Source organism: Achromobacter mucicolens (assembly GCF_902859725.1).
GTDB classification, from domain to species: Bacteria; Pseudomonadota; Gammaproteobacteria; order Burkholderiales; family Burkholderiaceae_B; genus Achromobacter; species Achromobacter mucicolens.
On the sequence record NZ_CADIJP010000030.1, the window covers coordinates 19,038 to 40,141 of the forward strand.

The following is a 21,104-nucleotide window of genomic DNA, read 5'->3' on the forward strand; positions in this document are numbered from 1 at the left end:
TATTGTCGGCCGCACAAGCCATGCCGCACCGCCAAAGCGTGCGTGGCATCACCCGTGACTTGATGTTATTGGTTGAGCGGGAGTCCGCCGGGAAACGATCCAGTTTAACGCACCTGAAGCGTAATAGCCTGGACCTATGACCAGGGTATCACTGTTGGCCGGTTTGACCGGCCAACCCGCCGTGGGTTCACGGCGCGGCGGCTTGCGCGACGGCGGGCGGCGCGGGCTGTTGCTGGGCACCGAGGAAGAGGCGCGGATCCAGCGGCTGTCCGGCAAGGCGGACCTCGAAATGCAGATGCGGCCCCGTGGAGCGGCCGGAGCTTCCCACACGAGCGACCTGCTGGCCGCGTTCGACCAGATCGCCCTGCTTGACCAGCAGCGAAGACGCATGCGCGTAGCGGGTGATCAGGCCGTCGCCGTGATCGATCTCGACCATGTTGCCAAAACCGGGCGCCCATTTGGCCTCAAGGACCACGCCCCCCGACGCGGCCAGGATCGGCGTGCCCGAGGGCGCGGCGAAGTCCAGCCCTTCGTGCATGGCCGACCGGCCCGTCACCGGATTGCGGCGCCAGCCATACGAGGAGGTCAGATAAGGGTAATCGGTGATGGGCATGGCGGTCGGCATGCGCGCCTGATCCGCCGAGCGTTTGGTGAGCGCGGCGTCCAGCAGCTTCAGATTGTCGGTCTGCTGCGAGAGCCGCGCCTGGATCTCGTCAAGCTGCCGGCCCAGCGCCTCGGCCGACGCCGCGGTGGGCGGCGGATGGTCGGTGAACAGGTCGTCCATGACCTGCGTGGCCTCCGGGTGGGCCGGCGCTTCGGGCGCGGCCGACGCAAGCTGCTGGGCCAGTTCCGGGTCGGTGTAGGCCACGCCCGCCACCTTGGCCACGCGCTGGCCCAGGCCGTCGATACTGACCAGCTTGGCCTGCAGCGCCCCCACCTTCGAGGCCAGCAAGTTCATGTTTTCACGCAGGAAATCGGCGTCGCGCCCGGGCTGTTCCGACAACGGCCAACCCATCGTGTGCACGGCGGGAAGGATGGGAGTGATGTATCGTTGAAGCGCGGCGCCAAAAATGGCCGCGGTAATCAAGGCGCCCCCCAGAAACAACGCCAGTCGCGCGCCGCCCAGGGTGAAATGCCCGTCCTGCCCTTCGCGGGCGTGCATAATCACGATCTTCAAGGTTTGCTTCCTAATTCTTTTAAAGCCGGCATGAATAGACCCGCTTCATACCGTCAACGTTCCAGTTCCAGCCGGCGCGTAGAAAATACCGCCCTGGGATGGCTGGGTCATGACATGCGGGGCGCCGGCGTGTTGGCGACCGCCCGCAAGCATCTGCAAATTCAGTATGCGGTGGCGGCGGTGTTGCCCGCTCCGCTGGGTGCCGTGTGCCAGGTCGCCAAGCTGGAAAACCTGTGCCTGCACCTGGTGGTGCCCACCGCCGCGCACGCGGCCAAGATGCGTCAATTGGCGCCGCGCATTGCGCGGTCGCTGGCCGATCAAGGCTGGAACCTTAACGAAATTGCCATCAAGGTACAAGCGGGTTTGCCCAAGCCTGGCTCCCGTCAGCCGCGCCCTCCCAAAGAGGCGCAACCCCTGGGCGACAAGGCCCTGGGCGCGTTCGAGACGCTACACGGGAATCTGCGGCCGGGTCCTCTGGCCGACGCCGTCGCCAAGCTCTTGAAGCACCACAAGAGTAGCTGAGCCGACCAGCTTTGTCCGGCAACTAGCAGGGCTGGAAACGTCACGAAACCAACTTTTCAGACCAATGGCCACATGGTCTGCTACCGGTTTGCGACTATCGCGCCAGGGGATGACGGCCAGTGCCGTCCTTAAGCAGGAATCCAAACAGAAACCCGCGCGGAGTCGGGGTCAGGCCCCCGGGCGCGGGCTCAAGGGCAAGCTGGCGTCAGGCCAGCTTCCATTCATGGCGAAACGCCTGCGGCGCTTCTGCCTGCGATTCGTACGTGACGATTTCCCAGGCGTCGCGCTGCTCGAGCAGCGCGCGGGCCAGCTGGTTATTCAGGCCGTGGCCCGACTTGCACGCCACATAGCGCGCCACCAGCGGCTTGCCAAGCAGATACAGGTCGCCGATGGCGTCCAGGATCTTGTGCTTGACGAATTCATCGTCGTAACGCAGCCCGTCGCTGTTCAACACGCGGTACTCGTCCATGACGATGGCGTTGTCCAGGCTGCCGCCGCGGGCCAGGCCCATCGACCGCAAGGCCTCGACTTCATTCACGAAACCAAAGGTGCGCGCCCGCGCGATCTCACGCACGTACGAGTGCGTGGCGAAGTCGATTTCCGCAAAGTTCGCCGTCGAGTCGATGGCGGGATGGCGGAAGTCGATCGAAAAGGCCAGCGCGTACCCTTCATGGGGTTCGAGGCGCGCCCACTTCTCGTTGCGGCCTTCACCTTCGCGCACTTCCACCGGCTTTAGGACGCGGATGAATTGCTTGGGCGCGTTCTGCTCGACGATGCCCGCCGAGCGCAGCAAATACACAAACGTCGCCGCGCTGCCGTCCATGATAGGGACTTCTTCGGCAGTGAGGTCGACGTGCAGGTTGTCGATGCCCAGGCCGGCGAGCGCCGACATGAGATGTTCCACCGTCGACACGCGGACATTGCCCTGCTGCAGCACGGAAGCCATGCGGGTATCGCCCACGCCCGTGGCTTGCGCGGGCAGGTCAACGACCTGCGGCAGATCCACACGGTGAAAGACGATGCCGGTGTTGGGCTGTGCCGGACGCAGGGTGAGCTCCACCCGCCGTCCTGAGTGGACGCCGACGCCTGTCGTGCGGACGAGATTCTGAATGCTGCGCTGTCGGAACATGAGACTTGGAATTTTGAACCCGGAAGCCGGCAAGATAAGTACGTATTGCCGGCGTAACCGAAGTATTGTAACGCTGTCCGATCCGTGCCGCCATCCAAACTGGGCGCTCAGACCGATGTATACCTCCGTCCCTTATTTATCGTGCAAGGGAAACACGGACCGCTCTGCCTCCGGTTCGCCTGTGGGGACGGGCGAACCGGAGATGAGGGAGTGCAGTTAGAGCCGTTGACCGGCTCTAGGTTCAGTCCGCCTGCTTGCGCAGGAAGGCCGGGATGTCGAAATGATCCATTCCCGAGCTTTCCAGCGCGCGCACCTGGGCCGACGCCTGGCTGCGCGGATTGCGCATGACCGACGGCATGTCCAGATTGCGGTAGTCACCACCTTGACCGGCCGGCATCGTGCCCATGGGCATGTTGTCGGTGCCGGTGCGCAGCACTTCAGCGGTGTTCTGCACCAGTTGCGGACGGGCTTGCGCACGGCCCAGGCCGGTTGCAACCACCGTCACGCGCAGGTTTTCGCCCATGGACTCGTCGTAGGCGGTGCCGAAGATCACGGTCGCGTCGTCCGAAGCGTAGCTGCGGATCGTTTCCATGATTTCGCGCGTTTCGCGCATCTTCAGCGAGCGGCTGGCGGTGATGTTGACCAGCACGCCACGCGCGCCGTTCAGATCCACGCCTTCCAGCAGCGGGCAAGCAATGGCGTGCTCGGCGGCCACACGTGCGCGGTCCGCGCCCGATGCCGACGCCGTGCCCATCATGGCCTGGCCCTGCTCACCCATGATCGTCTTCACGTCTTCGAAGTCGACGTTGACGTTGCCTTCGACGTTGATGATTTCGGCGATACCCGCGCACGCGTTGTGCAGGATGTCGTCGGCCGAACGGAAGCAGTCTTCCTGCGTCGCGTCCTCGTCCATCAGTTCATAGAGGTTCTCGTTGAGCACCACGATGAGCGAATGCACGTGCTTGGCCAGTTCCGAGATACCGTCCTCGGCCATCTTCAGGCGCTTGTTGCCTTCAAAGGAGAAAGGCTTCGTGACCACGCCAACGGTCAGGATGCCCAGTTCCTTCGCCACTTCGGCCACGACCGGACCTGCACCGGTACCGGTGCCGCCGCCCATGCCCGCGGTGATGAAGACCATGTGCGCGCCGTTCAGCGCGGCACGGATTTCCTCACGCGCGGTTTCCGCCGACGCGCGTCCCTGCTCGGGCTTGGCGCCCGCGCCCAGGCCGGTACGGCCCAGACGAATCTGCACCGGCGCATTGGTTGCCGCCAGCGCTTGCGCATCGGTGTTGGCGCAGATGAAATCCACCCCGTGCACACCGCTGCGAATCATGTGCGCGACGGCATTGCCGCCCGCACCGCCCACACCAACGACCTTGATTACGGTCCCTTTGGTGTTGTTCTCAAGCATCTCAAAGTTCATCATGATGACTCCCTCACAAGTCCGAATTTGCAAATCACAAAAATTCCCCGACAACCTATCTTTTGTGAATCGCCTCAAAGCCGACGCCGGCTACATAGGCCCGCCACGGGTTTGAGACGCCTCCTCTTTCTGGCGCTCCCCGCTAGACAGCCGCGGTTCGCACCAAGGAGCAGGCCCCAACCTGCACCCTTTAGTTCATGAACCACTCCTTCATGCGCGCAAGCAGACTCTTGAAATTGCCCGTCTGCGCGGCCACCTTGCGGCCACGCACACGCTGCATGCGCGCCTCCTGCAGCAGCCCCATCACCGTCGAGAAGCGCGGATTGCGCATCACGTCGGCAAGGCTGCCTTCGTACTCGGGCACCGCCACGCGAACCGGCTTGAGGAACACGTCCTCGGCCAGTTCGATCATGCCGGGCAGCTGCGCGGATCCCCCGGTCAGGACCACGCCGGAAGCCAGCAGGTCCTCGTAGCCGGAATCTCGCACCACCTGCTGCACCAGGGTGAACAGCTCTTCCACGCGCGGCTCGATCACCGCGCCCAGCGCCTGGCGCTTGACCTGGCGCGGGCCGCGGTCACCCAGGCCCGGCACTTCCACGGATTCGTCCGGGCTGGCCAGCACCTGCTTGGCGACGCCATAGCGCAGCTTGATTTCTTCGGCATCGGGCGTAGGCGTGCGCAGCATCGCCGCAATGTCGTTGGTGATCTGATCGCCGGCGATCGGCAGCACGGCGGTATGGCGGATCGCACCGCCAGTGAAGATGGCGACGTCGGTCGTGCCGCCGCCGATATCGACGAGGACGACGCCCAGCTCCTTTTCGTCCGCCGTCAGGACGGCCAGGCTGGAAGCGAGCGGTTGCAGGATCAGATCCTGCACCTCGAGGCCGCAGCGGCGCACGCACTTGACGATGTTCTGCGCGGCGCTGACCGCGCCGGTCACGATGTGCACGCGCACTTCCAGGCGCAGGCCGCTCATGCCGATGGGCTCGCGGATGTCTTCCTGGCCGTCGACGATGAACTCCTGCGTCAGCACGTGCAGCACCTGCTGGTCGGTCGGGATGTTCACCGCCTTGGCGGTCTCGATGACGCGGGCGACGTCGGTGGCGGTGACTTCCTTGTCCTTGACGGCGACCATGCCGCTGGAATTGAAGCTGCGGATATGGCTGCCGGCGATGCCGGTGTAGACGTCTCGAATCTTGCAATCTGCCATCAGCTCGGCTTCTTCAAGCGCGCGCTGAATGGAATTCACAGTGGTCTCGATGTTGACGACCACGCCCTTACGCATACCGCGCGATTCGTGCTGGCCCAGGCCTAGCACCTCGAAGCGGCCTTCAGGCAGGATTTCAGCCACCACAGCCACCACCTTGCTGGTGCCGATATCGAGGGCGACGATAAGGTCCTTGATGTCACGGGTCATGGCGTTAGCGTTTCTTGGGAGGTTTCGGTGTGGATTTGGATTTGGTTTCCGACGCGGGCAACGGGGCCAGCGCCAGGGCGAAACCATTCGGATAGCGCAGGTCGGCCTGCGTGACGGTGCGCCCTTCCAGGCGCCCCGCCACGGTGGGCCACGCCTGCACAAAGCGTTGAATACGAGCCGCGAACGGCAAGGCGCCGGGCAGGCCATGCGGATCCGGCGCGTCGGCGCCCGGATCGCGGCCCAGGTCCAGCAGCATGCCGTTGGACAACACCACGCGCCAGGCATAGCGCGGGCTCAGTTCCAACTGTTCCACATGCATGTCCAGCGGCGCGAACCAGCGCGCCAGCTCGGCGTAGCGCTGCACCACGAGCGCTTCCGTGCCATCCGGCCCGGAGAACTGCGGCAGCACCGTGTCGTCGTCCACCTCGCCCGTGTTCGCCGTGAACGCCTCGCCCCAGGTGTTGATCATCTGGTTTTCGTTCCACAGCGCCAGCGGCTGCTGCTCTTCGATGCGCACACGCAGCACGTTGGGCCAGATCCGCCGCACGGTGGCATGCCGGACCCACGGCACCGATTCGAAGATCTCGCGCGCGTCGTCCAGGTCCACCGTGAAGAAATTGCCCTTCACGCGCCCTGCGATCGCCGAACGCACCGCGCCCGTCGACACATAGTGCAGATCGGTGTCCGGCATCGATTCCAGCTCGATCGCCGTCAACGTGAAATACGGACGCTGCGCCACCCACACCACGCCCGCGATGAGCATGGCGGCAACCGCCAGCACGGCTAGCGTGTTGGCGATCAGGTTGGTAGTACGAGCGTCGTTCCACACGGAATATCCAGGTCAAGCGTTGCGAGCGTGGCCGTGCACCTTGCACGAAGCCTCGGACAGGATGGCCACGCACAATTCTGCATAGCTGATTCCCACGGCCTTCGCGGCCATGGGCACCAGGGAGTGGCCGGTCATGCCGGGCGAAGTATTCATTTCAAGCAGCCAGGGGCGGTTGTCACCGTCGAGGATGAAATCCGCGCGGCCCCAGCCCTCGCAGCCCAGCGCCTGATAGGCCTTTACGGCAATCCGCGCGACTTCTTCAGCCACGTCTGCGGGCAAGGCGGCCGGGCAGAAGTACTGCGTGTCGTCGGAGAAGTACTTGTGTTCGTAGTCGTAGTTGCCGCCGGGCGCGGCGATCTCGATCACCGGCAGCGCGCGCGCGGCCTTGCCGGATCCGACGATCGCCACGGTCAGTTCGCGTCCGGTGATGAACTGTTCGGCCAGGACCTCGCTGTCGTAGCGCGCGGCCGCGGCGTAGGCTTCTTTCATGTCCGAGTAACCGACGACCTTGGTGATGCCCACGGTCGAGCCCTCGTGCGGCGGCTTGATGATCAGCGGCAACTGCAGGCGGTCCGGAACCAGGCGCAGATCGGTATCGGCGTCGAGCACTTCAAAGTCGGGCGTGGGCAAGCCATGCTGCAGCCAGATGCGCTTGGTCATGGTCTTGTCCATGGCCAGCGCCGATGCCATCGGGCCGCTGCCGGTATAGGGGATGCCCAGCAGTTCCAGCGCGCCCTGAAGCGTGCCGTCTTCGCCGTAGCGGCCGTGCAATGCGATAAATACGCGGTCAAAGCCTTCGGCCGCCAGCTCGGCAAGGCTGCGCTCGCCAGTGTCGAACAGGTGCGCGTCCACGCCGGCGCTGCGCAAGGCTTCCTGTACGCCCTTGCCCGACATGAGCGAGACTTCGCGCTCGGCGGACCGGCCGCCGTACAACACACCTACCTTGCCGAATTGCTTGCTCATGCCAGCTCTCCCACCTGGGCGGGGACCTTGCTGATCGAACCCGCTCCCATCACGATGACGACGTCGCCATCGCGCACGAAATCCACGACCGCCTGCGGCAGATCGGCCACATCTTCAACGAACACCGGCTCGACCTTGCCCGCCACGCGCAGCGCACGCGACAGGGCGCGTCCGTCGGCCGCGACCAGCGGCGGCTCGCCCGCGGCGTAGACCTCGGTCAACAACACCGCGTCGGCCGTGCCCAGCACGCGCACGAAATCCTCGAAGCAATCGCGCGTCCGCGTGTAGCGGTGCGGCTGGAAGGCCAGCACGATGCGGCGGTCGGGCCAGGCGCCGCGCGCCGCAGCCAGCGTCGCGGACATCTCGACGGGATGGTGACCGTAGTCGTCGATCACCGTGAAGGTGCCGCCCCCGTGGTTGGCGGGCACCGCGAATTCACCCGTCTGCGTGAAGCGGCGTCCCACGCCCTTGAACGAACCCAGCGCCTCGCAGATGGCCGCGTCGGATACGCCCAGCTCGGTCGCCACGGCGATCGCGGCCAGCGCATTGCGCACGTTGTGCAGGCCGGGCAGGTTCAGTTCCACATTCAGCGGCGGCAGCAGCGTGTCGCGATGGGTGCGTTGCACGTTAAAGCGCATGCGCGTGCCGTGGGCCTGCACTTCATAGGCGCGCACCTGGGCGTCCTCGTTCAGCCCGTAGGTCGTGATGGGACGCGACACGAACGGCATGATCTCGCGCACGTTGGCGTCGTCCGAGCACAGCACGGCGCTGCCGTAGAACGGCAGGCGCTGCGTGAATTCGATGAAGGCGCTCTTCAGGCGCGCCACGTCGTGACCGTACGTGTCCATGTGATCGGCATCGATATTGGTCACGATGGCCATCACCGGCAACAGGTTCAGGAACGAGGCGTCCGATTCGTCGGCCTCGACCACGATGTAGTCGCCCTGCCCCAGCCGCGCATTGGCGCCCGCCGAATTCAGCCGGCCGCCGATCACGAACGTGGGATCCAGGTCGCCTGCCGCCAGCACGCTGGCGACCAGGCTGGTCGTGGTGGTCTTGCCGTGCGTGCCCGCCACGGCGATGCCGCGCTTCAAGCGCATCAGTTCGGCCAGCATGATGGCGCGCGGCACCACCGGGATGCGTGCAGCGCGCGCCGCGATCACTTCGGGGTTGTCGCCCGCGACCGCGGTGGACGTGACGATGGCGCTGGCGCCCGTGACGTTGCTGGCGGCATGGCCAATCGCGATCTTCACGCCCAGGCCGGCCAGGCGGCGCGTCACCGCCGACTCGTTCAGGTCGGATCCGCTGATGTCGTAGCCCAGGTTCAGCAGCACTTCGGCGATGCCGCTCATGCCCGAACCGCCGATGCCTACAAAATGGATATGTTGAATTCTGTGTTTCATGATGAACGCCCCGCTGCTTGTTCACAGACGTCGGCGATATGGGCGGCCGCGTCGGGACGCGCATGCGCGCGGGCCCGGACGCCGACAGCCTCGAGTTCTTGTCGGGTGCGCTGGCTCAGCCAGTCCGCCAGCCACTCGGGCGTCATGGCGGTCTGCGGCTGTAGCCACGCGGCCTGCGCGTCGCTCAGGAAGCGCGCGTTGGCGGTCTGGTGGTCATCGATCGCGTGGGGGAACGGCACGAACAGCGCCGCAACGCCGGCAGCCGCCACTTCGGACACCGTCATGGCGCCCGCGCGGCAGATCAGCAGGTCGGCGTCGGCCATGGCGCCCGCCATGTCGTCGATGAAGGCGCGGCAGTCGGCCTGAACACCCGCTTGGGCGTAGGCCTGCTGAAGCGCCGGCAAATGTTGTTCGCCGGCCTGATGGACAACCGTCGGCCGGCGCTCGAGCGGCAGACGCGCAAGCGCCTGCGGCACGGTGGTGTTCAAGGCTTGCGCCCCCAGGCTGCCGCCCACCACCAGCACGCGCAGCGGGCCGGTGCGGCCGGCGTAGCGTTCGGCGGGATCGGGCAAGGCGCACAGGTCGGCACGCACCGGGTTGCCCATGGCTTCACCCTTGGGCAGCACACCGGGAAAACCGCTCAGCACGCGGCGCGACATCTTGGCCAGGCATTTGTTCGCGGTGCCCGCGACGGCATTCTGTTCGTGCACGACCAGCGGCGTGCCGCGCAGCGCAGCGATCACGCCGCCCGGGAACGCCACGTAGCCGCCCATGCCCAGCACCACGTCGGGGCGCACGTCGGACAGCCGCGACCACGCCTGCGCAAATGCGCGCAGCAACAGGAACGGCAGCTTGAGCAGCGCGGACGCGCCCTTGCCGCGCACGCCCTGGAAACGCAGCGGCACCAGTTCGATACCGCGCGGCGGCACGAGGCGGCCTTCCATCTTGTCGGGATTGCCCAGCCACAGCACGCGCCAGCCGCGTTCGCGCAGCACGTCAGCCACGGCCAGACCGGGCATGATGTGGCCGCCGGTGCCACCGGCCATGATGAGGATGGTGCGCGCGGCGGTCATACCCGTCCTCCGCGCATCATGATGCGATTTTCCACGTCGACCCGGATCAGCATGGCCAGCGCGCACAGGTTCATCACCACGCCCGATCCGCCGTAGCTCATCAGCGGCAGCGTCAGACCCTTGGTGGGCAGTAGGCCCAGGCACACGCCCATGTTGATGAACGATTGAACGCCAAACCACATGGCCACGCCGTGCGCAACCAGCCCGGCGAACGTGCGCTCCATGGCGATGGCCTGCCGGCCGATGTCGAAACCTCGGTAGACGATGATGGCAAACAGCGTGATCACCAGCATCACGCCAGCAAACCCCAGCTCCTCGCCCACCACGGCCATCAGGAAGTCGGTGTGCGCTTCGGGCAGGTAATGCAGCTTTTCGACGCTGGCGCCCAGGCCCACGCCGAGCCATTCACCACGGCCCAGCGCAATCAGCGAATGCGACAACTGATAGGCGCTGCCGTATGCGTTGTCTTCGTTCCAGGGATCCAGGTACGCGAACAGACGCGCACGGCGCCAGGGCGACAGCCAGATCAGCATCAGGAACGTGCCCACCAGCACGGCGAGCAGGCTGCTGAAATACTTGCCGTTGATGCCGCCCAGGAACAGGATGCCGATGGCAATGGCTACGATCACCATGAAGGCGCCCAGGTCGGGTTCAAGCAGCAGCAGCATGCCCACGCCGGCCAGCGCAAACGCCATCGGCAAAAAGCCGCGGGCAAAGGCCTGCATGTGCTCCTGCTTGCGCACGGTGTAATCCGCCGCGTACAGCAAGGCTGCAAGCTTCATCAGTTCGGACGGCTGGAAGTTCAGCGGACCCAGTGGAATCCAGCGGTGCGCGCCGTTGACCTCGCGGCCGATCCCCGGGATCAGCACGGCCACCAGCAGCACCATCGTCACCACGAAAAGCGGCACGGCCAGGCGCTGCCAGACGCGGATGGGGATCGACAGCACCACGGCGGCGCCGACCAGCCCCGCGCTGACGAACAGGCCGTGGCGGATCACGAAGTAGTAGCGGCCATAGGACGCATAGCGCGGGCCGTCGGCCAGCGCGATCGACGCCGAATACACCATCAGCAGGCCGAGCAGCAGCAACGTCGAAGCCGCGATCACGAGCGGCATGTCGAAGTTGCGCATGCGGGTACGGCCGGGCCGTACGGCGTTGACGCTGGCGGTGAGGTCGGCGATCAGGCTCATTGTGCGCCCTCGGCGTCGCGCGCCATGGAATTCGCCCGGGAAGCGGCGTTGCGGATCATGCCACCTCCCCACGGTCGCGGGCCAGGTCTTCGACCTCTTCCACGAACACCTGCCCGCGATGCGGGTAATTGCGGAACATGTCCAGGCTGGCGCAGGCCGGCGACAGCAGCACCGCGTCGCCGGGCTGAGCCAGTTCGGCAGCGCCGCGCACGGCATCGCGCAGCGTTTCGACGGTGATGCACTTGACGCCTGTCGGCTCCAGCACGCGTCCGATCTCGGGGCCATCCAGACCGATCAGCATCACCGCGCGCGCATGACGCGACACCCCAGGAATCAGCGGCGAGAAATCCTGGCCTTTGCCCTGGCCGCCGGCGATCAGCACCACAGGCTGACCCAGGCCTTCCAGCGCGGCCACGGTGGCGCCCACGTTGGTGCCCTTGCTGTCATTGATGTAATCCACGCCGCCAATCGTGCGCACGAAGGCGGCGCGATGCGGCTCGCCCGCGTAGTCGCGCAACGCGCGCAGCATGGCGCCCCAGCCCAGGTCCAGGCAGCGGGCAAGCTGCAAGGCGGCCAGCGCGTTCAACGCGTTGTGGATGCCCCGGATGCGCAAGGCGTCCACGGGCATCAGGCGGCTCATGCGGCCCTTGGCGCGCACGGGTTCGGGCGCGTCCTTCTTGCGCCGCGTGGGCGGCGCCGGTTCGTCGAAATCGTTGGGTTCGCAGGCCGTCAGCCATGCCACGCCCTGCCCGAGTTCCAGGCCCATGTCGCCGACCAGTTCCGGCACATCGCGGCCGAAGCTGCGCACGTGCATCGCGTTGAGCGCGGACACCATCTCCACGGTAAGCGGGTCGTCGCGGTTGACGATGGCGACGCGCGCCATCTTCAACAAGCGCGCCTTGGCCTGGGCGTACGCCTGCATGCCGCCGTGCCAATCAAGGTGGTCCTGGGTCACGTTCAGCACGACGGCCGCATCGGCCATCAGCGTGCGCGTGGTTTCAAGCTGGAAGCTGGACAGTTCCAGCACCCACACCTGCGGCAGCGTGTCCGTGTCCAGTGCGTTCATCAGCGCGGCCAGCGCCGCGGGGCTGATGTTGCCAGCGGCCACCACCGTCAGACCGCTGGCTTCGACCAGTTGCCGGGTCAGCGCGGTAACGGTGGTCTTGCCGTTGGTACCCGTCACGGCCAGCAGCCGCGGACGGTATTCGCGGGCCGTGGCCAGATCCGCCAGCGCGCGGGCGAAGAGTTCGATTTCACCGACGACTTCGATGCCGCGGGCCTCGGCCTCGCGCAGCAGGTCGGCGGCCGGCGCCTGGGCAGGCGCCAGGCCGGGGCTCAGCACCACCTGCGACACGCCGTCCAGCAGATCGGTTGCGAACGACGCGTCGCAACCCAGGCGGTATTCCACTTCGTTTTGCGCCAGCGACTCGCGCAGCGCGGCAAGACCTCCCGGCTCCGCGCGCGTGTCGGCCACGCGCAGGCGGGCGCCCTGGCGGGCGCACCAGCGTGCGGCGGCGACACCCGTCTCGCCCAATCCAAGGATCAGAACGAGCGGCGCATCTACGCGGGAGGTTTCCATCATGTTCATCGCAACTTCAGCGTAGAGAGGCCAATCAGCACCAGCATCATGCTGATGATCCAGAAACGCACGACCACCTGGGTTTCCTTCCAGCCGCCCACTTCAAAGTGATGATGCAACGGGGCCATGCGGAAAATGCGTCGACCTGTTCCATAACGTCGCTTCGTGTACTTGAACCAGGTCACCTGGAGCATCACCGAAAGGGTCTCAACCACGAACACGCCGCCCATGATGAACAGCACGATCTCCTGGCGCACGATGACTGCAATCGTGCCCAACGCGCCGCCCAGCGCCAGCGCGCCGACGTCGCCCATGAACACTTGCGCCGGATACGCGTTGAACCATAAAAATGCGAGTCCAGCGCCCCCGATCGCCGCGCACAGCACCATCAATTCCGATGCGCCGGGGATGTACGGAAACAGCAGGTACTTCGAATAGTCGACGCGGCCGACCACGTACGCGAAGATGCCGAGCGCGCTACCGACCATCACGGTCGGCATGATCGCCAGGCCATCCAGGCCATCGGTAAGGTTCACGGCGTTGCTGGTGCCGACGATCACGGCCCACGTCAGCGCCACAAAACCGAGCACACCGAGCGGATAGCTCACCGTCTTGAAGAACGGCACGATCAGGTCGGCGCGCGTCGGCAGGGACATCGTGAAGCCGCTGCCCACCCATGCCTTGAAAAGGGGCCACAGTTCCGTGTTGGCGGGCGCGGACACCGCGAAGGCCAGATACACCGCAGCCACCATGCCGATGGTGGCTTGCCAGAAGAATTTTTGCCGCGCCGGCATCCCTTCGGGATCGCGATAGACCACCTTGCGATAGTCGTCGCGCCAGCCGATCCAGCCAAACCCGAAGGTCACCAGCAAAACGACCCACACGAAGCGGTTCGTCCAGTCCGCCCACAGCAAGGTGCTGATGGCGATGGAAATCAGGATCAAGACGCCGCCCATCGTGGGCGTGCCGGTCTTGACCAGATGCGATTCGGGACCGTAGGTGCGCACGGCCTGGCCGATCTTCATTTCGGTCAGCTTGCGGATCACGCGCGGGCCGGCCACCAGGCCGATCACCAGCGCCGTCGCGCAGGCCAGCACGGCGCGCAGGGTGATGTATTCGAACACGCCCAGCGCGCGCACATCGTCAGAAAGCAGACGGGCGATCTCAAGCAGCATGCTGCTCTCCCTGCCCCGAGGCTGCCGAACCTTCATTCAAAGAAAAAGCCGTCACTACCCGCTCCATGCGCATAAAGCGCGATCCTTTTACCAATACGCAGGACGGGCGCAAGCCGCGCAAGGCGGCAACGACTTCGTCTACCGATGCGCAGGCGTGCGCGCCAGGGCCGAATGCGGCGGCGGCCGCCCGGCTGGCTTCGCCTAGCGTGATGAATGCGTCGAGCCCATGCTCGCGCGCGTAATTGCCCACCTCGACGTGCATGGCGGGGCCGTTATCCCCGACTTCGCCCATGTCGCCCAGCACCAGGACGCGCGTGCCGGCAATGCGCGCAAGTACATCGATGGCTGCGCGAACCGAATCGGGGTTGGCATTGTAGGTGTCATCGATGAGCAGCGTTCCGTCACTCATTCGCTTGTGCTGCATGCGGCCGGCCACGGGGCTGAATCCGGCCAGCGCCCGCACCGCGGTCTCCAGCGGCGCACCCGCGGCGATCGCGCTGGCGATGGCCGCCAGCGCGTTGCGCAGGTTGTGCAGCCCCGCCACCGGCAGCGTCAGATCGGCAACGCCGACCGGCGTCACGACACGGCAGCGCGTGGCGTCCACTTCCGCAATTATCTGCTCGGCATAGACATCCAACCCCGGCTGCAGCCCGAACCGCAGCACGCGGCGCGGCGCGGCCAGCGCGTCCCAGATGGCCGAGTAGGGTTCATCTCCGGGATACACCGCGATTCCATCCGCCGGCAGCGCGGTGATTGCGGCGCCGTTCTCGTGCGCAACCGCCTCGACGGTGTGCATGAATTCCTGATGTTCGCGCTGCGCATTGGTGACCAGCGCCACGGTCGGCGCGGCAATGGCGGCCAGCTGCGCGATCTCGCCCGGATGGTTCATGCCCAGTTCGAACACGGCGGCGCGATGCTCGGGGCGCAGGCGCAGCAACGTCAGCGGCACGCCGATATCGTTATTCAGATTACCGGCCGTGGCCAGGCGCCCCGCTTCGCCCTGCCATTCGGCGAGCATCGCGGAGATCATTTCCTTGGTGGTCGTCTTGCCATTGCTGCCGGCCACCGCCACCACGGGCAGCGAAAAACGCGAGCGCCAGGCGGCGCCAATGCGCGTCAGCGCAACGCGCGTATCGCCCACGACCAGCTGCGTCAGCCCGGCATCGGCGACCCGATGCGCGACGAGCGCCGCGCAGGCGCCGCGCGAGGCGGCCTGGTCCAGATAGTCGTGCGCGTCGAAGTTCTCACCAACCAGCGCGACGAAGAGCTCGCCTTCGCCAATGCGGCGCGTGTCCGTGGATACGCCCGGCGTCTGCTGCAACAGCAGCGCCACGCGCGCCCACTCGCGGTCGTCGAACGGCAGCTTTTCACCGCCGATGTCCTGGTAGGTTTCGTGTCCCTTGCCCGCCAGCAGCACCACATCTTCGGGCGAAGCCGCCCAGATCGTCTGCAGGATGGCGCGCGCGCGGTCGACTTCCACGTCGGCTCGCACCGCTTCGGGAATGCCGGCCAGGATTTGCTGAACGATCGCCTCGGGCGACTCGGTGCGCGGATTGTCGCTGGAGACAACGACGTGATCCGCCAGCTCCGCGGCGATCGCGCCCATGACGGGGCGCTTGCCCGGATCGCGCTCGCCGCCGCAACCGAACAGGCACACCAGGCGCCCGGAACGCGCCGTGGCGACGGCGCGCAATGCCAGCAGCGCGCGCGAGAGCGCGTCAGGCGTGTGGGCGTAATCCACCACCACCAGCGGACCGCGGGCCGCATGCGCCGGCAGGCTGACAGCGGGCTCCACGGTCTGCAGACGGCCATCGACCGGGTCCGTCGCGGCCAGCTCGCGCGCAATCTGCGCGAACGGCAGGCCCAGCTTGTACAGCACGCCCGCCACCAGCAGCAGGTTCGAAACGTTGTGCGCTCCCAGCAGGCGCGTCACGATCTGCGCCTCGCCGTGCGGCGATACCAGCGTGAAGATCTGGCCCTGCGACGTCGCCTGCAGATCGCGGGCACGCATCGCGGCGGGGATTGCGGGATCGTCGCTCAGGCTGTAGCCCATCGGCGACACGCCTTCCGGCAAGGCGGCGAGCATCCGCCGTCCGGCCTCATCGTCGGCATTGATCACTGCCGCAGTCAGGCCCGGCCAGCTGAAAAGGCGCGCTTTGGCCTCTTCGTAACGCTCCATCGTGACGTGGTAGTCCAGATGATCGCGCGTCAGATTCGTGAACGCGGCCAGCGCGACGCGCACGCCATCCATGCGGCCTTGTTCGATGCCGATCGACGAGGCCTCCATGGCCACGGCTTTCGCGCCGGCGTCGCGCATCGCGGCCAGCGTGCGATGCACCGTCAGCACGTCGGGCGTCGTCAGGCTGCCGCCCAGCGTCTGCCCGTCGGGCAGCACGGCGCCCAGCGTGCCGATCGTGCCGCAAGCCTTCTCGTTGCGGCTCAGGGCATGTGCAATCCATTGCACCGAAGAGGTCTTGCCGTTGGTGCCCGTCACGGCAACCACCGCCAGCGCGGCCGACGGGCGTCCATACCAGGTGTCGCCCAGCTCACCCAGCAACGAGCGCAGGCCCGTCACGGCAAGCATGGGCGTGCCGGCCGACGCGGCCTGCACGGCATCGGTGGCCGGGGCTTCGAACAGCACCGCGCTGGCGCCCAGCGCCAACGCCTTGTCTATATAGAGACGACCGTCACTGGAAAGGCCCGGGCAGGCGACGAACACGTCGCCCGGCTCGATGTCGCGCGAGTCCAGCTTCAGATGCGCGGTCAGCGACACGCGCTCATGCAACCACGCCACGGTCTCGGCAACCGTGGCGACAGAGGAAAAGTGGAAGCCGTTGGCGCTCATCTGCCTGGCTCCTTGATACCAGCAACAATCGTGGATTCAAACGGTGCGTCTGGCCGCACCCCCATCAACCTCAGGCTCCCCCCCACGATATGGGAGAACACGGGCGCGGCAATGGCGCCGCCGTAATAGCCGCCGATTGTCGGTTCGTCGATGGACACAGCCACCACGATCTTGGGATCCGACACCGGGGCAAAGCCCACGTACGAGCTGCGGTAACGTTGCGTGCTGTACTTACCGTCCACGATCTTGCGCGCGGTGCCGCTCTTGCCGGCCACGCGGTAACCCTGCACCTGCGCGGCTTTCGTGCCGTCGGGGCCCGTGGCCGCCTCAAGCATGGCGCGCACCAGCGCCGTCGTCTTGGGCGAGTAGATCTTCACGCTCGTAGGATCGCTGTCGCGCTTGACCAGGGTCAGCGACACCATGTCGCCGTTGCGGGCAAAAACGGTATAGGCGCGGGCCACCTGCAGCAGCGACACGGACAGGCCGTAGCCGTAGGCCATGGTGGCCTTTTCAATCAGGCGCCAGCGTTCCCACGGACGCAGACGGCCCGGCGCGGCGCCGGGAAATCCCACCTGCGGCGCCTGACCGAGGCCCAATTCGGTGAAGCGGTCCCACATTTCGCGGGATTCCAGCTTCTCGGAGATCATCGTCATGCCGATGTTGCTGGACTTGCGCAGCACACCCGCCACGTCCAGCGTGCCATTGCGGCTGACGTCGCTGATCGTGCTGCCTTGATACGTGAACCGGCCGTTACCCGTCTCGAATTGCGTCGACGTGCTGATGCGCCCAAGGTCCAGCGCCAGCGCGGCGGTGAACGGCTTCATGATGGAGCCCGGCTCGAACGTATCCGTGATCGCCTGGTTGCGCAGGTTGGCGCCGTGGAAGGTTTCGCGATTGTTCGGATCGAAGGTCGGCACGTTGGCCAGCGCCAGGATCTCGCCCGTGTGTACGTCAACGACCACGGCCGTCGCACCCTTTGCGCGGTGCTTGTCCATGGCGTCCTTCAGTGCCTTGAAAACCAGGTACTGCAGGCGCGTGTCGATGGACAGGCGCAGGTCGCGGCCGTCCACCGGCAACGTGACGGCCTGCACGTCTTCGATGACGCGTCCCAGCCGGTCCTTGATGACGCGGCGGCTTCCCGGGCGGCCCGACAACTGCTGATTGAACGTCAGCTCGACGCCTTCCTGGCCCTGATCCTCGACGCTGTTAAAGCCCACCACATGGGCCATCACATCGCCATCCGGGTAGTAGCGGCGCGTTTCGGGCTGCTGATGCACGCCGGGCACGCCCAGCTGCTTGATCTTGTCGGCCACGTCCATCGAGACCTGGCGCTTCAGGTACACGAAGTTCTTGTCCTCGTCGACGAAGCGGCGGCGCAGGTCGCCGACAGGCGTTTCCAGCAGCTTGGCCAGCGCGTCGACCTGCGCGGGCGTAGCCTGCTTTGCGTCTTCGGGAATGGCCCAGATGGCGCGCGCGGGCACGCTGGATGCCAGCACCGCGCCGTTGCGGTCCATGATCTTGCCGCGAGTGGCGGCCAATGTCAGCGTGCGCTCGTAGCGGCGCTCACCCTGCTGCTGCAGGAACTCCGTCGACAACCCCTGCAGGAACAGCGCACGGCCGGCCAGCACGGTGAACCCGCCAAACAGCAGGATCAGAACCAGGCGGGCGCGCCACGTGGGCAGCTGCCCGCGCAGCACGGGGTTGTCGAAGAAGGGCACGCGCTTCATTGCGAGCCTCCGGCGGCCGCGGGCACGGGCGCCTGATTCATATAGAGGGTGCGATCCGGCACGATGGGAATCATCTTCAAGCCGTCACGCGCAATGGCGTCGACCCGCGCATTGCGGGCCAGCTCGGCGCGCTCGAGCTGCAGGCGCCGCCAATTGGTTTCGAGGTCGCGCGCATGCGCCTGATCGCGCCCCAACTCCACGAAGAGCTGGCGCGACTGATACCGGCTGGTGACCAGGGAAATGGCCGACAGCATCAGCAAAGCCGCAACGATCAGGTTGACGCGACCCATCAGCGGCGCCCTCCCTTGCCGCCGCGACGGGGCGGCGGGGCGAGGTCGCTGCCGGGCAGCGAGCCGATCTTCACAAATGCAAAGCCGCCCTCGGGGGGCAGCGGTGTTTCGGTGCGCTCGGCCACGCGCAGGATGGCCGAACGGGCACGGGCGTTGGACGAGACTTCATCGTCTTCGGCCACGACCTTGCCAAGGGAACGGACGACGGGCTGGGGCATTTCGCTTTCGCGCAGGGGCAGGCGTGCATGCGCCGCAGCCGGACGAGCCGCCGCCGCGATGCACTGCTTGACCATGCGGTCTTCAAGCGAATGAAAGCTGATCACCGCCAACCTCCCCCCTGGGGCAAGCAGGTCTAAAGCTGACGCGAGGGTGCGCGCGAGCTCTTCGAGTTCCCGATTGATGTAAATCCGTAAAGCTTGAAAGGTGCGTGTGGCCGGATGTTGCCCCTTTTCGCGCGTGCGGACGGCGCTGGCGACGCACTCGGCAAGCTCGAGCGTGGTGCGCAGCGGCCTTGTTGCGCGGCGAGCAGCAATCGCCTTTGCAACCTGAAAAGCAAACCGTTCTTCGCCATAATCCGCTATGACCTCCCGCATCTCATCCACACTGGCTTGCGCCAGCCAATCCGCCACCGTGGGACCACGAGTGGTGTCCATCCGCATATCGAGCGGGCCGTCTCGCATGAACGAGAAGCCGCGCTCGGCATCGTCGATCTGAGGCGACGAAACGCCCAGATCCAGCATCACGCCATCGACCTTGCCGATGCCGCGCTGCTCCAATTCTTCAGCCATGGTGGCAAAGCCCCCATGCACTACCGTGACCCGCGCATCCTCGGCCGCCAGGGCGTTGGCAACCGCGATGGCCTGCGGGTCCTTGTCAAACACGATCAGCCGGGCTTGCTTGCCCAGCCGGCCAAGCAATTCTCGGCTGTGGCCTCCCCGTCCGAACGTGCCGTCGACAAAGACGCCACTTTCGATTCGCGTAGCCACATCCTGCCCACCCTGCGGCTGCGACCGTGCCGCGCCCTTGCCGCCGAAACCGGGCAGCAAAAGCGCGTCCACCGTCGGCGCCAGGAGGACGGGCCGATGTTCGAATTCCATAACTCTTTCAGAACGAAAACTGGTTCAACACGTCCGGCATACCCTTGGCCAAGTCTTCAGCCTCACGGCTGGCCAGGGTAGCGGCGTCCCACAGCTCGAAGTGAGAGCCCAGACCGAGCAGCATCACATCGCGCGTCATACCGGAAGCGTTGCGCAGTTCAGGAGCGATCAGAACCCGGCCGGAGCCGTCCAGTTCCACGTCCTGAGCGTTGCCCAGCAACAGCCGCTGCAGCGCGCGGGCCGTCATGGGAAAAGCCGCGATCTGCTCGCGCTTCTTTTCCCACTCGGGCCGCGGATACACCAGCAGGCAGCCGTCGGGGTGGCGGGTCAGGGTCAGCCGGCCTTCAGCCTGCGACATGAGCGCGTCACGATGCCGGGTCGGAATCGAGATCCGTCCCTTGGCATCCAGCGTGAGCGCGCTGCTTCCCTGAAACACCACTTTTACCCCACTTAATTGCACAATTTCCTACTATTTCCCACTCTACGGTATGGGCACAGGGGCGGTCAAGCGCGTGGTTGCAATTTTTTCAATCACAACAAGGACTTAGATCAACTTGTAAATACGCAAAAAGAAAAACCTCCCATTAAATCAGGAGGTTGCGACATACTCTAAAAGTCCTACTTCAGAAGTAGCGGCTAATGGGGTCAAGTTACCGTCTGCCGCCCGGTCGATCCTTCCAGTTGGCGAGGCTTCCCGCCGGACAGGCGACCCTGGAAGTGAAAATAAACTGGCGCGTGGGACGCCAGACGGCTGCGCGGCCTCGTCCAGATCCGCGCGCGCCGGAAGAATTCAATGCAAGACGGGTCTATAGGCCGGATTCTGTACACCAGGTTGCCCTGGCGGACGATCATTCCTCTGCGCGGATCATTGCTGAGCCGCTGTAGCCATCTACCCGCATGCTCGGACGGAGCCGCCCGTCACGGCCGTGAGGCCGCACGCATGCCTATTTGATGTTGCTCCGGATAGAGGTTGCCGCGTTTCACCCTGCGATGCCGCCGCCCGTTGCCGGTCGGCGCAATACGGAGATGGCCGTATCAGTGCGCGCAAAGCGCGCCCGCGCCGCAGTCTCGTCTCTGTGGTCCTATTCCTCAGCCGTGCCCGAAAGCGCGACCGGACGGCCGTTAGCCGTTACCCTGCCCTGTGGAGTCCGGACCTTCCTCGATGAGCTCGCACCCACCGCGATCGTCCAACCCGTCTTGCAGCACGTATTCTATTACAGGCGCTCGCTCTGTCCCTCGGGGCGCCCCGGCGGCAGCAAGACCGG

The 21,104-nt window shown here is 65.8% G+C and carries 17 protein-coding genes and 1 other RNA gene; 1 reads left to right on the forward strand and 17 read right to left on the reverse strand.

Annotation, left to right across the window (positions count from 1 at the left end; genetic code table 11):
• Positions 1-187: 187 nt before the first annotated feature.
• Positions 188-1,162: a M23 family metallopeptidase gene (locus HV786_RS25855; protein ID WP_128830112.1), complete on the reverse strand. Its 975-nt coding sequence runs from the start codon at positions 1,160-1,162 to the stop codon at positions 188-190.
• A 129-nt stretch (positions 1,163-1,291) separates the two neighbouring features.
• Here HV786_RS25855 and HV786_RS25860 point away from each other — a divergent pair, with 129 nt between their 5' ends.
• Positions 1,292-1,699, forward strand: coding sequence for a DciA family protein (locus HV786_RS25860; protein ID WP_081101088.1), 408 nt, complete (start codon positions 1,292-1,294; stop codon positions 1,697-1,699).
• Between the two features lie 205 nt (positions 1,700-1,904).
• Here HV786_RS25860 and lpxC read toward each other — a convergent pair whose 3' ends face one another.
• The 16 genes from lpxC to rnpB all read right to left on the reverse strand — a co-directional run bounded on the left by lpxC (position 1,905) and on the right by rnpB (position 21,038).
• Entirely contained in the window at positions 1,905-2,828 is a 924-nt protein-coding gene (gene lpxC, locus HV786_RS25865) for a UDP-3-O-acyl-N-acetylglucosamine deacetylase (protein ID WP_056320776.1), read from the reverse strand.
• A 241-nt stretch (positions 2,829-3,069) separates the two neighbouring features.
• Positions 3,070-4,254 carry a cell division protein FtsZ gene (gene ftsZ, locus HV786_RS25870; RefSeq protein WP_056320774.1) on the reverse strand — a complete coding sequence of 395 codons (1,185 nt, stop codon included), beginning with the start codon at positions 4,252-4,254 and terminating at the stop codon, positions 3,070-3,072.
• Positions 4,255-4,441: 187 nt separating this feature from the next.
• Entirely contained in the window at positions 4,442-5,668 is a 1,227-nt protein-coding gene (gene ftsA / locus HV786_RS25875) for a cell division protein FtsA (protein WP_006217473.1), read from the reverse strand.
• A 4-nt stretch (positions 5,669-5,672) separates the two neighbouring features.
• Positions 5,673-6,497: a cell division protein FtsQ/DivIB gene (locus HV786_RS25880; protein ID WP_056320771.1), complete on the reverse strand. Its 825-nt coding sequence runs from the start codon at positions 6,495-6,497 to the stop codon at positions 5,673-5,675.
• A gap of 12 nt (positions 6,498-6,509) precedes the next feature.
• Positions 6,510-7,460: a D-alanine--D-alanine ligase gene (locus HV786_RS25885; protein ID WP_056320769.1), complete on the reverse strand. Its 951-nt coding sequence runs from the start codon at positions 7,458-7,460 to the stop codon at positions 6,510-6,512.
• A complete protein-coding gene (gene murC / locus HV786_RS25890) occupies positions 7,457-8,863 on the reverse strand; it encodes a UDP-N-acetylmuramate--L-alanine ligase (protein WP_128829957.1) in 1,407 nt (468 codons plus the stop codon). Before murC ends, HV786_RS25885 begins: the two co-directional genes overlap by 4 nt.
• Positions 8,860-9,936, reverse strand: a complete 1,077-nt coding sequence (murG, locus tag HV786_RS25895; RefSeq protein ID WP_128829956.1) for an undecaprenyldiphospho-muramoylpentapeptide beta-N-acetylglucosaminyltransferase — start codon at positions 9,934-9,936, stop codon at positions 8,860-8,862. Before murG ends, murC begins: the two co-directional genes overlap by 4 nt.
• Positions 9,933-11,126, reverse strand: coding sequence for a putative lipid II flippase FtsW (ftsW, locus tag HV786_RS25900; protein WP_056320760.1), 1,194 nt, complete (start codon positions 11,124-11,126; stop codon positions 9,933-9,935). The genes murG and ftsW overlap by 4 nt, the downstream gene beginning before the upstream one ends.
• A gap of 55 nt (positions 11,127-11,181) precedes the next feature.
• Positions 11,182-12,714 carry a UDP-N-acetylmuramoyl-L-alanine--D-glutamate ligase gene (gene murD, locus HV786_RS25905; RefSeq protein ID WP_175212021.1) on the reverse strand — a complete coding sequence of 511 codons (1,533 nt, stop codon included), beginning with the start codon at positions 12,712-12,714 and terminating at the stop codon, positions 11,182-11,184.
• Positions 12,711-13,880 (reverse strand): phospho-N-acetylmuramoyl-pentapeptide-transferase, encoded by a 1,170-nt coding sequence (gene mraY / locus HV786_RS25910; protein WP_063954563.1) that lies wholly within the window; start codon positions 13,878-13,880, stop codon positions 12,711-12,713. The genes murD and mraY overlap by 4 nt, the downstream gene beginning before the upstream one ends.
• Positions 13,870-16,725, reverse strand: a complete 2,856-nt coding sequence (gene murF, locus HV786_RS25915; RefSeq protein ID WP_175212022.1) for a bifunctional UDP-N-acetylmuramoyl-L-alanyl-D-glutamate--2,6-diaminopimelate ligase MurE/UDP-N-acetylmuramoyl-tripeptide--D-alanyl-D-alanine ligase MurF — start codon at positions 16,723-16,725, stop codon at positions 13,870-13,872. Before murF ends, mraY begins: the two co-directional genes overlap by 11 nt.
• Positions 16,722-18,452, reverse strand: a complete 1,731-nt coding sequence (locus HV786_RS25920) for a peptidoglycan D,D-transpeptidase FtsI family protein (protein ID WP_128829954.1) — start codon at positions 18,450-18,452, stop codon at positions 16,722-16,724. The genes murF and HV786_RS25920 overlap by 4 nt, the downstream gene beginning before the upstream one ends.
• Complete coding sequence (gene ftsL / locus HV786_RS25925) at positions 18,449-18,742, reverse strand: cell division protein FtsL (RefSeq protein WP_056320744.1); 294 nt, start codon at positions 18,740-18,742, stop codon at positions 18,449-18,451. The genes HV786_RS25920 and ftsL overlap by 4 nt, the downstream gene beginning before the upstream one ends.
• Complete coding sequence (gene rsmH, locus HV786_RS25930) at positions 18,742-19,839, reverse strand: 16S rRNA (cytosine(1402)-N(4))-methyltransferase RsmH (RefSeq protein WP_128829953.1); 1,098 nt, start codon at positions 19,837-19,839, stop codon at positions 18,742-18,744. The genes ftsL and rsmH overlap by 1 nt, the downstream gene beginning before the upstream one ends.
• A 7-nt stretch (positions 19,840-19,846) precedes the next feature.
• Positions 19,847-20,275: a division/cell wall cluster transcriptional repressor MraZ gene (gene mraZ, locus HV786_RS25935; RefSeq protein ID WP_056322651.1), complete on the reverse strand. Its 429-nt coding sequence runs from the start codon at positions 20,273-20,275 to the stop codon at positions 19,847-19,849.
• Between the two features lie 357 nt (positions 20,276-20,632).
• Positions 20,633-21,038: RNase P RNA component class A (gene rnpB, locus HV786_RS25940), an RNA gene on the reverse strand.
• Between the last annotated feature and the right edge of the window lie 66 nt (positions 21,039-21,104).